The organism is Gordonia sp. UCD-TK1, from assembly GCF_001691435.1.
Lineage (GTDB): Bacteria > Actinomycetota > Actinomycetes > Mycobacteriales > Mycobacteriaceae > Gordonia > Gordonia hongkongensis.
In genome coordinates this window covers 54,741-67,272 of the sequence record NZ_LZMP01000022.1, presented here as the reverse complement: position 1 = coordinate 67,272, position 12,532 = coordinate 54,741, and the positions used below count along the sequence as shown (strand labels likewise).

14 protein-coding genes are annotated in these 12,532 nt (G+C 66.9%); 9 read left to right on the top strand and 5 right to left on the bottom strand.

Translation table 11 applies throughout. The features are described 5' to 3' along the window. A partial coding sequence (locus A9310_RS13615; protein WP_139104623.1) for an ATP-binding cassette domain-containing protein occupies positions 1–520 on the top strand: 520 nt, incomplete at its 5' end. Positions 521–526: 6 nt separating this feature from the next. On the opposite strand, the gene A9310_RS13610 is transcribed toward A9310_RS13615, so the two are convergent. Continuing rightward, the gene (locus A9310_RS13610) at positions 527–1,897 is read right to left on the bottom strand and encodes an LLM class flavin-dependent oxidoreductase (protein WP_065631082.1); all 1,371 of its coding nucleotides are present in this window, start codon (positions 1,895–1,897) and stop codon (positions 527–529) included. A 176-nt stretch (positions 1,898–2,073) separates the two neighbouring features. On the opposite strand from A9310_RS13610, the gene A9310_RS13605 reads away from it, so the two are divergent. Both A9310_RS13605 and A9310_RS13600 read left to right on the top strand, forming a co-directional pair. After that, on the top strand, positions 2,074–2,445 hold the full coding sequence (locus A9310_RS13605; protein WP_065631081.1) for a helix-turn-helix transcriptional regulator: 372 nt from the start codon (positions 2,074–2,076) through the stop codon (positions 2,443–2,445). A gap of 3 nt (positions 2,446–2,448) precedes the next feature. After that, the gene (locus tag A9310_RS13600) at positions 2,449–2,934 is read left to right on the top strand and encodes an SRPBCC domain-containing protein (RefSeq protein ID WP_065631080.1); all 486 of its coding nucleotides are present in this window, start codon (positions 2,449–2,451) and stop codon (positions 2,932–2,934) included. 3 nt (positions 2,935–2,937) lie between these two features. On the opposite strand, the gene ygiD is transcribed toward A9310_RS13600, so the two are convergent. Then, positions 2,938–3,813: a 4,5-DOPA dioxygenase extradiol gene (gene ygiD / locus A9310_RS13595; protein WP_065631079.1), complete on the bottom strand. Its 876-nt coding sequence runs from the start codon at positions 3,811–3,813 to the stop codon at positions 2,938–2,940. 94 nt (positions 3,814–3,907) lie between these two features. Between ygiD and A9310_RS13590 the strand changes: the two genes are divergently transcribed. From A9310_RS13590 to A9310_RS13565, 6 genes are all read left to right on the top strand, one after another. Beyond that, the gene (locus A9310_RS13590) at positions 3,908–5,140 is read left to right on the top strand and encodes a serine hydrolase domain-containing protein (protein WP_065631092.1); all 1,233 of its coding nucleotides are present in this window, start codon (positions 3,908–3,910) and stop codon (positions 5,138–5,140) included. Between the two features lie 68 nt (positions 5,141–5,208). Then, on the top strand, positions 5,209–5,808 hold the full coding sequence (locus A9310_RS13585) for a DUF1707 domain-containing protein (RefSeq protein ID WP_065631078.1): 600 nt from the start codon (positions 5,209–5,211) through the stop codon (positions 5,806–5,808). Positions 5,809–6,037: 229 nt separating this feature from the next. Next, the gene (locus A9310_RS13580) at positions 6,038–6,781 is read left to right on the top strand and encodes an ABC transporter permease (protein ID WP_223259000.1); all 744 of its coding nucleotides are present in this window, start codon (positions 6,038–6,040) and stop codon (positions 6,779–6,781) included. A 40-nt stretch (positions 6,782–6,821) separates the two neighbouring features. After that, complete coding sequence (locus A9310_RS13575; RefSeq protein WP_065631077.1) at positions 6,822–7,610, top strand: ABC transporter ATP-binding protein; 789 nt, start codon at positions 6,822–6,824, stop codon at positions 7,608–7,610. 32 nt (positions 7,611–7,642) lie between these two features. Next, entirely contained in the window at positions 7,643–8,716 is a 1,074-nt protein-coding gene (locus tag A9310_RS13570; protein WP_065631076.1) for an ABC transporter substrate-binding protein, read from the top strand. A gap of 185 nt (positions 8,717–8,901) precedes the next feature. After that, on the top strand, positions 8,902–9,996 hold the full coding sequence (locus A9310_RS13565) for an LLM class flavin-dependent oxidoreductase (RefSeq protein WP_065631075.1): 1,095 nt from the start codon (positions 8,902–8,904) through the stop codon (positions 9,994–9,996). Positions 9,997–10,032: 36 nt separating this feature from the next. On the opposite strand, the gene A9310_RS13560 is transcribed toward A9310_RS13565, so the two are convergent. The 3 genes from A9310_RS13560 to A9310_RS13550 all read right to left on the bottom strand — a co-directional run bounded on the left by A9310_RS13560 (position 10,033) and on the right by A9310_RS13550 (position 12,407). Then, positions 10,033–11,079, bottom strand: a complete 1,047-nt coding sequence (locus tag A9310_RS13560; RefSeq protein ID WP_083207372.1) for a PHP domain-containing protein — start codon at positions 11,077–11,079, stop codon at positions 10,033–10,035. A 91-nt stretch (positions 11,080–11,170) separates the two neighbouring features. Further along, on the bottom strand, positions 11,171–11,515 hold the full coding sequence (locus tag A9310_RS13555) for an Lsr2 family protein (protein ID WP_058252466.1): 345 nt from the start codon (positions 11,513–11,515) through the stop codon (positions 11,171–11,173). Between the two features lie 265 nt (positions 11,516–11,780). Beyond that, the gene (locus tag A9310_RS13550) at positions 11,781–12,407 is read right to left on the bottom strand and encodes a hypothetical protein (protein ID WP_254661257.1); all 627 of its coding nucleotides are present in this window, start codon (positions 12,405–12,407) and stop codon (positions 11,781–11,783) included. Positions 12,408–12,532 lie beyond the last annotated feature (125 nt).

Below are 12,532 nucleotides of genomic sequence, written 5' to 3'. Positions count from 1 at the left end.
CGCCGGCGAACGCATCGGCATCACGGGCCACAACGGTGCCGGCAAGACGACGCTGCTGCGGCTACTGCTCGGTCGCGTCGAACCCGACGAGGGGACCGCGCGACTCGGGACCAACGTCGCGATCGGCGAGATCGACCAGGCGCGTGGCCTGTTCACCGGTCCCCGGCCGCTGGCCGAACGGTTCGAAGCGCTGGTCCCCGAATACTCCACCGCGGACGTGCGGACGTTGCTCGCCAAGTTCGGCCTGCGGGCCGATCACGTGGACCGGCCGGTCGGAGAGCTGTCACCCGGCGAACGCACGCGGGCCGGACTCGCCCTGCTGCAGGCGCGGGGCACCAATGTCCTCGTCCTCGACGAGCCGACCAACCACCTCGACCTGCCGGCCATCGAGCAACTCGAGTCCGCCCTCGATTCCTACGACGGCGCAGTGCTTCTCGTGACCCACGATCGGCGCATGCTGCAGAACGTGCGCGTCGACCGGCACTGGGACGTCGACGGCGGCCGGTTCAGCGAGCGCTGAGTTCTCTCAGCCCGCGAGCCGGGTGTCTACCCCACGCACGTCCGCCGGCAGATCCTCCTCGGCGCTCCCGAGCCCGAGGTGCTCGCGCAGGGTCGTGCCCTCGTACTCCGTGCGGAACAGGCCGCGGCGCTGCAGCTCTGGGACCACGTAGTCCACGAAGTCGTTGAAGGTGCCCGGGGTCTGCGCACTCGACACGATGAACCCGTCGGCCTCACCGCCGGTGAAGGACTCCTCGATCTGGTCCGCGACATCGGCGGCCGTGCCGACGAACTGCGGCAGCAGGACTCCCTGGGCGTAGAGCTTGCCGATGTCGCGGAGGGTGAGACTGTCCCGCTCGGAGAGGCGTCGGGCGACGTCGAATAGCCCCTGTGTTCCGCTCACCTGGACGTCTTCGACGGGAGCGTCGAGATCGTAGGCGGAGAAGTCGTGGTCGGTGTGAACCGACAGCGTGATCAGGCCGGAGATCGGATCGGCGAGTTCGTTGTGGAACGCCTGCTTCTCCCGGGCGATCGACTCGGTCTCGCCGATGAACGGGATGAACGACGGGAAGATGTTGACGTGGTCGGGATTTCGGCCGAAGTTCACCGCCCGCGACTTCACGTCGTCGTAGTAGGCCCGGCGTCCCTCCGGGGTCGGGTCGATCTCGAAGATCGCCTCGGCCCACCGCGCGGCGAAGTCCTTGCCGGTGTTCGACGATCCCGCCTGGATGAGTACCGGGCGATGCTGCGGTGAGCGGGGCTGGTTCAGCGGACCCCGCGTGCGGTAGTGCGTGCCCTCGTGGTCGACGGTGTGGATCTTCGACGGATCCGCCCAGACGCCGGACTCCTTGTCGGCGGTGACGGCGTCGGCATCCCAGCTCGACCACAGCTTGATCGCCGTGCTGACGAACTCCTCGGCGCGCACGTACCGCTCGTCGTGTCCGACGTGGTCGTCGAAGCCGAAGTTCTGCGCCTCGGCCTGCGACAGCGACGTCACGATGTTCCACGCGATCCGTCCGCGGGTGAGGTGATCGAGGGAACCGAAGACGCGCGCGAGTTCGTAGGGGTGAAAGTAGGTGGTGGACTTGGTGACCGCGATGCCGAGCCGGGTGGTGACGGCGGCGATGCTCGCCGCGACCAGGCTCGGATCGATCGTCGCCGCGGCCAGGGTGCCGCGCCGGAAGGGTTCGGACTGGTCGCCGCCGAACCGGACCGGTGCGGCGAGCAGGTCGGCGAAGAAGGCGAAGTCGAACTTGCCGCGTTCGAGGATGCGGCCGACCCGGTGGTAGTGGTCTGGCCCGAAGTAGTCGGTCTCCGAGCCGGGATGACGCCATGCGGCGTGCGAATGGGTGACGGGGGAGGCGATCAAGAAACCACCGAGGTGGAGCTGACGGGTCACGAGTGGGGTCCTTCGGGTTCGGCATCGCGGAGTCGGTCCGATGGCGGCGACGCGCGACGGGTGCGACGAGACGGTCGGGACAAGTCAAGGCGCCGGGTCCGCCGGCGGCCAGGGTTGAGCCCGGGGTGATCGCAACAGACCCTTGACATACAACCAATTGGTTGTATGTTTTAGGCGTGGCCGAGAACGCAGGCGAACCGACAGACGAGGACCGGGCCGACGCCCTGTTCCACGCGCTGTCGGACCGCACCCGTCGTGACATCCTGCGACGCGTGCTCGCCGGCGAACACTCGGTCTCGGTACTCGCCGCGAAATACGACATGAGCTTCGCGGCGGTACAGAAGCACGTCGCCGTCCTGGAGAAGGCCGGTCTGCTCACCAAGCGTCGTTCCGGACGCGAGCAGCTGGCCAGCGGCGATGTCGCGGCAGTGCGTTCGGTGGCCTCGATGCTCACCGAGCTCGAAGCGGTGTGGCGTGGTCGTATCGCCCGCATCGACGATCTACTCACGCTCGAATCACCCTCACCCACAACCACACCGGAGGAATGAACAATGCCTGTCATCGATGTGACACCCGACCTCGACGCCCGGACGATCACCATCAACGCCGAGTTCGCGGCCCCGATCGAACGGGTGTGGCAGATCTACGCCGATCCGCGTCAGCTCGAGAAGATCTGGGGCCCGCCCACCTATCCGGCGACCGTCGTCGACCACGACCTGCGCCCGGGCGGCAAGGTCACGTACTACATGACCAGTCCCGAGGGCGAGAAGTTCGGCGGCTACTGGAAAGTCGAATCGGTGGACGAGCCCACCGGCTTCACCTTCCTCGACGGCTTWGCCGRCGGGGACCTCAACCCGATCACCGACATGCCGGAGTCCTCGAACTCCTACGCGTTCACCGAGAAGGGCGGCAAGACCATCGCCACCTACATCAGCACCTACGACTCGGCCGAATCGTTGCAGAAGGTGCTCGACATGGGAGTCGTCGAAGGTGCGTCGTCGGCGATCAACCAGATCGACGAGTTCCTCGCGGCCTGAAGGTCACAGGTTCGAGTTGAGTGTCGGAAAACCCTCGGGCAGTTCGGCGGCCGGGCCACCGGCGCCGAACCCCGTGGGCTCGACGTCCAGCCCGTGCGTGTAGGCGGCCATCGAGATCGACCCGGCGGCGTGGCCGTCCACGAGTAGATCCAGCGGGGCGTCGCCGGCGAGTCCGGCGATGTACAGCATCGGTAGATAGTGGTCCGGGGTCGGCACGGACTTGTCGAAGTCGGGATGTCCGTCCAGGCTCAACACATTCGACGGCTTGTCCAACAACACTTCTCGGGCCGCATCGTCGAATCGGTGGGCCCAGTCGAATCCGCTGTCGCGCTTCGCGAAGTCGACCGCGCGCAGGTTGTGCACGATGTTGCCGCTGCCGATGATCAGCACACCCTGCTCGCGGAGCGGGGCGAGTCGGCGGCCCAATTCGTAGTGGTGCTCGTAGTCCTTGAAAGCGTTCAGCGACAACTGGAGTACGGGTACGGACGCATCCGGGAACGTGTGCACCAGCACCGACCACGTCCCGTGGTCGATACCCCAGCTGTCGATGTCGTGACCGCACCACGTGGGTTTGACGACATCGGAGACCATGTCGGCGACATCCGGGTCGCCCGGGGCGGGGTACTCCACGTCGAAGAGATCCTGCGGGAAACCGTAGAAGTCGTGGATCGTCCGTGGCCGCGGCATCGCCGTCACGGCGGTGGCGTTGGTGTACCAATGCGCCGAGATCACCAGGATCGCTCGCGGTTTCGGCACCGATGCACCCAGAGCGGCCCAGGCCTCGGTGTACTTGTTGCGCTCCAGGGCGTTCATCGGGTTGCCGTGACCGATGAACGCGACCGGCATCGTCCCCGAGCTCGTCGCGTCTACCGCTGACATCGTCGCCTCCTCCGGCCGATTGCGGACGGAGTCGACGCTACTCCGGAATGCCGAAGTCGCCGACACGAGTTCCGGGTCGTGGGACAATCGGCGGATGCAAAAGCGCTGGTCGATGGTGATCGCGGCAGTTCTCGTCGTCGCTCTCGCGGCGTGCGGCAGCGATGGCGCGTCGGAACCGGCGTCCTCGTCGGCGTCGTCGAACCCGCAGCAGGCGGCGGAGATCGAGCGGATCGTTGAAGGACTGATGGAGTCCCAACACCTCAAGTCGGTGATCGTGCGTGTCACCGACGACGGCCGGGAGGTGACCACCGAGGCGTTCGGCGAATCGCAGACCGGTGTACCCGCCACCGCGGACATGCACTTCCGCAACGGGTCGGTCGCCATCGCCTACGTCGCGGCGGTGCTGTTGCAACTCGTCGACGAGAAGGCCGTCGCCCTCGACGACATCATCGCGAAATGGGTGCCCCAGGTCCCCAACAGCGACCGGGTCACTCTCCGGCAACTGGCGACGATGACGTCGGGGTACCAGGACTATGTGCTCGGCAACGACGCGTTCGAGATCGAGGAGCTGACGAACCCGTTCAAGGCGTGGACGACCGAGGAGATGTTGTCCTACGCGGTGAACAAGCCTTTGCTCTACGCGCCGGGGACGAACTGGAACTACGCGCACACCAACTACGTGATCCTCGGCCTCGTGCTGGAGAAGGTCACCGGTGAATCGGTCGCGGACCTACTCCGGCAGCGGATCTCCGAACCGCTCGACCTCGACAACACGGTCTCGGATCTGACGGCGGTGATCCCGGAGCCCGCCCTGCATGCCTATTCGTCGGAGCGCCGCGGGATCCTGAACCTCCCGCCGACGACGCCGTTCTACGAGGAGACGACCGGCTGGAACCCGTCGTGGAGCATCACCCACGGTGCGATTCAGACGTCGAACATCTACGACGTCGAGGCGACGGCTCGGAAACTCTTCGCGGGGGAGACGCTGTCGGCCGAGGGTTACGACACCATGGTCTCCACCCGGCTCCGCGGTGTGGCGCGTCCGCTGGCCGGTTGCTCGACGTGCCGGCCGATGAACGAGGAGTACACCTACGGCATGGGAGTCGTGCTGACCGGCGGCTGGATCGTGCAGAACCCGTTGTTCAACGGCTATGCGGCGGTCGTCGGGTATCTCCCGTCGGAGAAGATCGCCATCGCGGTGGCGGTGACCTACGACGCCGAGGCATTCGGTCCGGACGGCTCCTACGCCAACGGCGGCAATCCGATCTTTGCGCAGATCGGCGCCCTGATGGCACCCGACTCCGGGCCACCGATCCCGCGGAACTGACGCCGCCGCGAGCCCCGGCCGTCGTGCTGCGACAACCCGCCCGGCGCGGGTGCCATAAAGTGGCAGGTATGGTCGACCGCCTCCCCGACGACGATCTACGGGTCGGAAACCCGGAACGCGAGCGGGCCGTGACTCTCCTCAATGATGCCTTCTCGTCCGGATATCTGGAGATCGCGGAGTTCGAGGAGCGGTCCGGTCTGGTGTACGCCGCCAAGACCCGCGCGGACCTGCGAGCCGTCCTGGAACACCTGCCGAACGCCGGTCGCCTGTTCAACGAGCCGGGCCAGGCCGTAGCCGCGACCCCGGCCGTCGCCGTCCCTTCGACCGGGCCCGTGCACCTCGCGGCCGAGTGGGAGACGGTTCGACGCAAGGGCACGTGGCATGTTCCGCCGTCGACGCTGGTCACCGGCAGCATGGGCACCGTCGACATGGACTTCACCCATGCGACGTTCCCCGGGCCGTCGACGATCCTGCAGCTGCAGGTCTCCATCACCACGGTGAAGCTCCGGATCGGCCCCGATCAGGAGATCAGGTACGGCGACCTGCAACTCTCCGGATGGTCGAAGGTGAAGGACAAGGCCGGCGCACCGACGCGTCCGGGCGGACCGGTGATCGAGCTGACGGGTTCGGCGTCGGGGATGACCGGCATCGTCATCAAACGGAGCTGACGCACCGAACCGTATCGACCGGGGCTGACCGCTCGCCGTTACGCGAACGCTGGGCGGGTGGCCTACTTGTGCTCACGCTGAACTCAACGGTGTCGCGAGTGTTTCCCGATTCGTAACGTTGCCGCACGTGGCCGACCGAACACTCAGTATCAGCGCGCCCGGCGATCCGCGGGCGGTGGACCCGGGGTCGTCCGACTCCCCATCGGCCAAGGCGGGCCGGTCGTCCCGGCTGCACACCATCCTGCGCGCGCTGTCACCCATCGCCGTTCTCGTGCTCTGGCAGGTGGGCAGCGCACTGGGGATCATCCCGCAGGACAAGCTGCCCGCACCGTCGCTGATCGCCGAGGCCGGGTGGGAGGTCCTGAACAACGGACAACTCCTCGACGCCATCGCGGCGTCGGCGCAGCGGGTCGCGATCGGACTGACGATCGGCGTCGCGGTCGGGATCGGTCTGGGCTTGCTGGTCGGCCTGAGCAAGTTCGCCGACTCGGCCATCGACCCGAACATGCAGGCTATACGCGCACTTCCGCTCTTCGGTCTGATCCCGTTGTTCATCCTGTGGTTCGGCATCGGCGAGATGCCCAAGGTGCTGCTCGTGTCCCTCGGCGCGCTGTTCCCCCTCTACCTGAACACCTCCGCCGCGATTCGCCAGATCGACGGCCGCCTGGTGGAAACCGCTCGCGTGCTGGGCTTCTCGCGGCTGACCACCATCCGCGATCTCATCATCCCGGGTGCCATGCCGCAGATCCTGGTCGGTCTGCGCCAGGCCCTGGCGATCGCATGGCTCAGCCTCATCGTCGCCGAGCAGATCGCGGCCACGTCCGGGCTGGGATACCTGATCAACAACGCGCGCGACTTCCTGCGCACCGACATCATCTTCTTCGGCCTGATCGTCTACGCCGCACTGGGTTTGATCACCGACGCCATCGTGCGTGCGCTGGAGCGCTACACGACCCGATACCAGAACCGGTGACGCCCCCAACCCGCACATCCCGAGTCCAGGAGGCCCTACCATGACCGCCATCGCCACCCGCGATCTCGAGGTCCCGTCCGCCGACGACCTGGTCGACCCCGCCGGATACGCCGCGGAAGTCGAGAACGCGAGCCTGAGCTACGGGGACAATCTCGTGTTGCGGGACGTCACCCTACGGGTCGGGGCGCACGAGATCGTCGCGCTCATCGGACGCAGCGGCAGCGGCAAGTCGACGCTGCTTCGCCTGCTGGCGGGCCTGTCGCAGACCGAGTCGGGCAGCGTCCGGACCGCCGGTCACCCGGCGGTGTCCTTCCAGGAACCGCGACTCTTCCCCTGGCGCACCGTCTTACAGAACGTCGCCTTCGGCCTCGTGCGCGAGAAGGTCGGCAAGTCACAGGCCCGCGAACGCGCGCGCCGCACCCTCGACGAGGTCGGCCTGAGCTACAAGACGGCTGCGTGGCCCGCGCAACTCTCGGGTGGTCAGGCGCAACGGGTCTCGCTCGCCCGTGCGCTCGTGGCCCGTCCGCAACTGCTGCTGCTCGACGAGCCGTTCGGTGCACTCGACGCCCTCACTCGGCGCACGATGCACGAACTGCTCATCTCGCTGTGGCGCGACAACGGGTTCGGTGCACTCCTCGTCACCCACGACGTCGACGAGGCGTTGCGGCTGGCCGACCGCGTCGCCGTCCTGGCCGGTGGCGAGATCGTCGAAGATCTCGCCGTGCCCCGTCCACGTCAGACCGGCGACGCCGATGACCCCGACTCCGAGATCCCGCGCCTGCGAGCCGAATTGCTGACCGCACTCGGCGTCGCCGATCCGGCGCGCTGACCCTCCCGTTCCCTGACCGAAAGCCGATCTCGATGACACACCACCATCTTTCCGTGCGCGCATCCCGGCCCCGACGGCGCCGCGTGCTCGCCGCCGTGCTGGCCACCGCCGCCCTGACCCTGGGCCTCGCGGGCTGTGTGCAGCGGGAGGACACCGCCGAATCGATCGCGAACGAGACGGTCGACGTCGCCTCACTGCAGGACCTGACCCTCCGAGTCGGAGACCAGAAGGGCGGCACCGAAGCCCTACTGCACGCCTCGGGCGAACTCGAGAAGCTCCCGTTCACCATCGAATTCTCCACCTTCACCTCCGGCCCGCCGCAGATCGAGGCCGCCACCGCAGGCAAGATCGACTTCGCGGTCACCGGGAACACGCCGCCCATCTTCGGCGCCGCGGCGAACGCGAAGGTCAAGATCGTCACCGGGTACGCGAACAACGCCAGCGGCGACGCGATCCTGATCCCGGGAACGTCGACGCTGGCGTCGGTCGCCGACCTCAAGGGCAAGAAGGTCGCCGTGGCGAAGGGCAGCTCGGCACACGGACATCTGCTGCTGCAACTGAACAAGGTGAATCTGACCCTGGGGCCCGGCAAGGACGTCGAGCCGGTCTTCCTGCAGCCCGCGGATGCGTTGTCCGCGTTCACCTCCGGCAACGTCGACGCATGGGCGATCTGGGACCCGTACACCGCGATCGTCCAGCTCGAGAACAACCCGAAGACGCTCGTCACGGCCGAAGGCGTCTCGAACGGTTACGGTTTCGGGATCGCGGGCGACGAGGCGCTCGCCGACCCGCGTCGCAACACCGCGGTACGGGAACTGGCGCTCGGGATCGCGCGGGCCGCCAACTGGGCCAAGGCCAACCCGGAAGAGTGGGCCGAGCAGTACTCCGCCGAGGTCGGGATCGACCCGCGGGCCGGCGCGATCGCCCAGGGCCGCAGCCTCCGACCCGCGATCGCACTCGACGACAGCGTCGTGGCGTCGGAGCAGGAGCTCGCCGATGCCTTCGCCGACTCCGGGCAACTCCAGGGTCAGGTCGATTTCGCAAAGTTCGTCGACAACCGCTACGACGAGGCCCTGGCACCGCTGTTCGGCACGCCCCAGTCCTAGTGGTGCGTCTCGGGAATAAGTGACTGGTCTCCGGCGCTCGATCGGCGCCTGGCTGCGTTGTCGTCGGTCGAGATAGCTCCGCTATCCCTCCCTCCTCCGCCTTGCCAGACCACCGATCGCTCCACCGGATACCGGCCACCTATTTCCGAGACACACCACTAGTGATGCGAGAAGGGAACACGCCCATGAGCCACTTCCACTGGTTTCTGCCGACCGCCGGTGACAGCCGCGGGATCGTCGGAGCCTCACATGCATCGGCGACGAAACGGCACCCTCCGGGTTACCGTGCGCCAGACCTGCCGTACCTGATCGATGTCGCACGCACCGCCGATCGGCTCGGCTACGAGAGTGTCCTGACCCCGACCGGAACCTGGTGCGAGGACGCGTGGCTGACCACGGCCGCCGCGATCACCCACACCGAGCAGTTGACTTTCCTCGTCGCATTCCGCCCCGGGCTGATCTCGCCGACCCTGGCCGCACAGCAGGCGGCGACGCTCCAGCGATTCTCGGGTGGACGGATCGCGGTCAACATCGTGACCGGCGGTGACGAGGTCGAGCAACGCCGGTTCGGTGACTGGGTCGACCACGACCGCCGTTACGCGCGCACCGACGAGTTCGTGCAGATCGTCGACCGGCTCTGGTCCGGTGAGACCGTCGACTTCGACGGAGAGTTCTACCGGATCGCCGGGGCGTTCCTCGCGGATCCGCCGACCGATCCACCGCGGATCTACTTCGGCGGGTCGTCGGACCCGGCACTGACCGTTGCGGCCTCGCGTGCCCAGGTCTACCTCACGTGGGGCGAGCCGCCGGCGGTGGCCGGAGAGAAGATCGCGGAGGTGGCGCGACGCGCAGAGACGGTCGGCCGGTCGCTCGAATACGGTGTGCGGCTGCATGTCATCGCCCGCGAGACCTCCGAGGAGGCGTGGCGGGTCGCCGACACACTGCTGCAGGGGATCTCCGACGAAGAGATCGAGACCGCGTTCGCCCTGCACTCGGTCTCGGACTCGACCGGCCAGCGCCGGATGGCCGAACTCCACGGCGGACGCCGCGATGCGCTCGAGATCCATCCCGGTCTGTGGGCGGGCGTCGGGCTCATCCGCGGGGGAGCGGGCACCGCGCTCGTCGGCAGCTACGACGAGATCGCGGCGCTGATCGGCGAGTACGAGTCCGAGGGCTTCTCCCACTTCATCCTGTCGGGTTATCCGCACATCGAGGAAGCGCACTGGTTCGCCGAAGGCGTGCTGCCGGTGATYCGGGACCGTATCGGCACCCTGACCTGACCGCTCGTTCCGGGCCGCGGCCCCGGCGGGACAACCTCAACGGGACAGCCACTCCGACAAGCGGTCTGCGGACCACGTCGTGACGATCCGGTCGGCGTCGATGCCGTGGTCGACGGCCCGCCGCGCGCCGAGGATCTTGAAGTCGAGTTGTCCGGGTGCGTGGGCGTCGGAGTCGATCGCGAACAGGCAGCCCGCGTCCATGGCGACCGCGATCAGTTCGTCGGGCGGGTCGACCCGTTCCGGACGTGAGTTGATCTCCACGACGGTGTCGTGGGCGGCGCAGGCCGCGAACACGGCCTCGGCGTCGAACGCCGAGGGCGGACGGTGGCCCCGTCCGCCGAGCACTCGTCGGCCGGTGCAGTGGCCGAGGACGTGCACCCGGGGGTCGGAGACCGCGGCGATGAGCCGGTCGGTCATGGCGTCGTGCGCCATGCGCAGATTGGAATGCACGGAGGCGGTCACGACGTCGAGCCGGGAGATCATCTCGTCGGTCTGGTCGAGCGCACCGTCGTCGAGAATGTCGATCTCGATCCCACGGAAGAGGCGAAAGTGGCTGCTGTGACCGGTGTTCCAGTTGTCAATCGCCTCGATCTGGGAGGCGAGCCGTTCCGCGCTCAGTCCGTTCGCGATCGTGAGGCGCGGCGAGTGGTCGGTGATCGCCAGCCAGTCGTGGCCCGAGGCCTCCGCGGCCGCGGCCATCTCGTGGATGGGCGCCCCGCCGTCGCTCCAGTCGGTGTGCGCGTGCAGGTCGCCGACCACGGCCTCCACGAGGCCCTCGGCGCCGTCGGGGGCGAGGGGTGGATCTTCGCCCTGCAAACGTGCGAGGTACCCCGGTAGCTCACCGTCGGCGGCCTCGGCGATGACCGCCGCGGTGGTCTTGCCGATTCCCTTAATCGCGGTGAGAGTGCCGGCGACAGCCCGTGCGTGTAGCTCGGACGGGTCGAGTCCGGCGGCCGCCTGCCCGGCGCGGCGGAAGGCCTCCACGCGGTACGTGCTCTCCCGGCGACGCTCGAGCAGCCACGAGATGCGCTCGAGTGCGCGAATCGGGTCCACCGGAGCCGACAGCGGGGTCAGGGGCCTCATCGGCGAACAGCCCTTTCAACGCCTGTTGCCCGGCACGCGAAAGGCGGCCGGGCAACAGGTCTCATGGGTGATGACGGTCAGGTCTGACCGATCAGTGTGCGGCTTCGAAGGCCTCGATGATGCTCTGCGGGATGCGACCGCGATCACTCAGTTCGTAACCTTCGCGGATGGCCCACTCGCGAATCGCCTTGGTGGTCTCCTTGTTGCGTCCGCCCCCGGTCGCAGTCGACGCCGTTGCGGTGCGCTTGGTCACGCGACCGGTCTGGCGGGAGATGTCGAGGTACTTCGACAGCGAATCGCGGAATTGCTGCGCGTGCTTCGACGAAGTGTCGAACTCGTAGTTCTTTCCGTCGAGTGACCACCGGACGGTTTCGTACTGATCCAGCACCTTACCGTCGAGATCGTCGATGACCTGAACGATTTCCTTTTTCGCCATGAATTGCTTGTCCCCTCGAATTGTGTCATCCGACCAAGACGGACGTGCAAGGCCCGAAAACCTGCGTCCCCCCGTTTTGATCTATTCCAACTGTGCACAGCTTAGACTCAAACCATGAGTACTTGCTGAGAACCCCCGCCTAGACCATAAATCATTGAATAGCGTTAGGGAAGTCGAGACACGTCCGTTTGTTGACAAGTCGGATCCATGCTGGTCTCGACGGCGGGTTACGCGCAGTGGCGGACCGGTTCGAAGTAGGTGTGGTCTAGCTCGTGGGCACAGCCCCGGTCGTCCGCCGGGACGATTCGTCCGATTCCTCGGGCGACACGCTCACCAACGCTTCGGGCGCCCGATCTGCTGCATAGATGGTTTTGTAACCGTTCGGGGTGATTGCGAATCCTGATTGAGAACGCGATTCGAGACAGAACATACCGACGGTCTCAACGAGACAAGAAAATCGTGATATCGAAATTGTGCGACCGAAGTCGACAATCGAACTGCGATACAGAACGGGATATCGATTGGCGCACGCACCGCGCTGCGGTCCATCCGGTCCCAGGACGGCGTAATCCCGGGCCCAGTCGCAGGCGCCCGAGTCGGACGACGGGCGTTCCGCCGAGGAATCGTCGTCCGCATCCTCATCGATCCGACAGGCGAGGGCCGACGAACCGTTGGTACCGGTCGAGCAATTCACCGCCCGATCCGGCGTCGAGAAATGGAAACCGGACGAGTCCTGCAGCGGCGAATCCGCCGTCACCGAGCCCTGGTGGAAACGCGAGTTGTCGACGCGTGGTGCCATTGCGACGACTCGCCCGATTGTCCAGTCGGGCAGATTCCGCGCCGAGTCCTCGCCGGTGGTCGATGTCGTCGACGAGGACTCGATCTCGGTCACCGTCGACAACTCGTCGGTGGGCGGAATGACGATTCGGGACGGGCCGGAGTCCGACGGTAGGGAGCATCCGGCGAGTGCGACCGAAACGGTCAGAGTCCCGATTGCCGCGGTTGCGCAGATCACGC

Excerpts from the sequence above, each read along its gene's own strand:
- ygiD (WP_065631079.1), bottom strand. The coding sequence starts at position 3,813 with ATGTCAGCGGTAGACGCGACGAGCTCGGGGACGATGCCGGTCGCGTTC.
- A9310_RS13590 (WP_065631092.1), top strand. The coding sequence starts at position 3,908 with ATGCAAAAGCGCTGGTCGATGGTGATCGCGGCAGTTCTCGTCGTCGCT.
- A9310_RS13585 (WP_065631078.1), top strand. The coding sequence starts at position 5,209 with ATGGTCGACCGCCTCCCCGACGACGATCTACGGGTCGGAAACCCGGAA.
- A9310_RS13575 (WP_065631077.1), top strand. The coding sequence starts at position 6,822 with ATGACCGCCATCGCCACCCGCGATCTCGAGGTCCCGTCCGCCGACGAC.
- A9310_RS13570 (WP_065631076.1), top strand. The coding sequence starts at position 7,643 with ATGACACACCACCATCTTTCCGTGCGCGCATCCCGGCCCCGACGGCGC.
- A9310_RS13560 (WP_083207372.1), bottom strand. The coding sequence starts at position 11,079 with ATGAGGCCCCTGACCCCGCTGTCGGCTCCGGTGGACCCGATTCGCGCA.
- A9310_RS13555 (WP_058252466.1), bottom strand. The coding sequence starts at position 11,515 with ATGGCGAAAAAGGAAATCGTTCAGGTCATCGACGATCTCGACGGTAAG.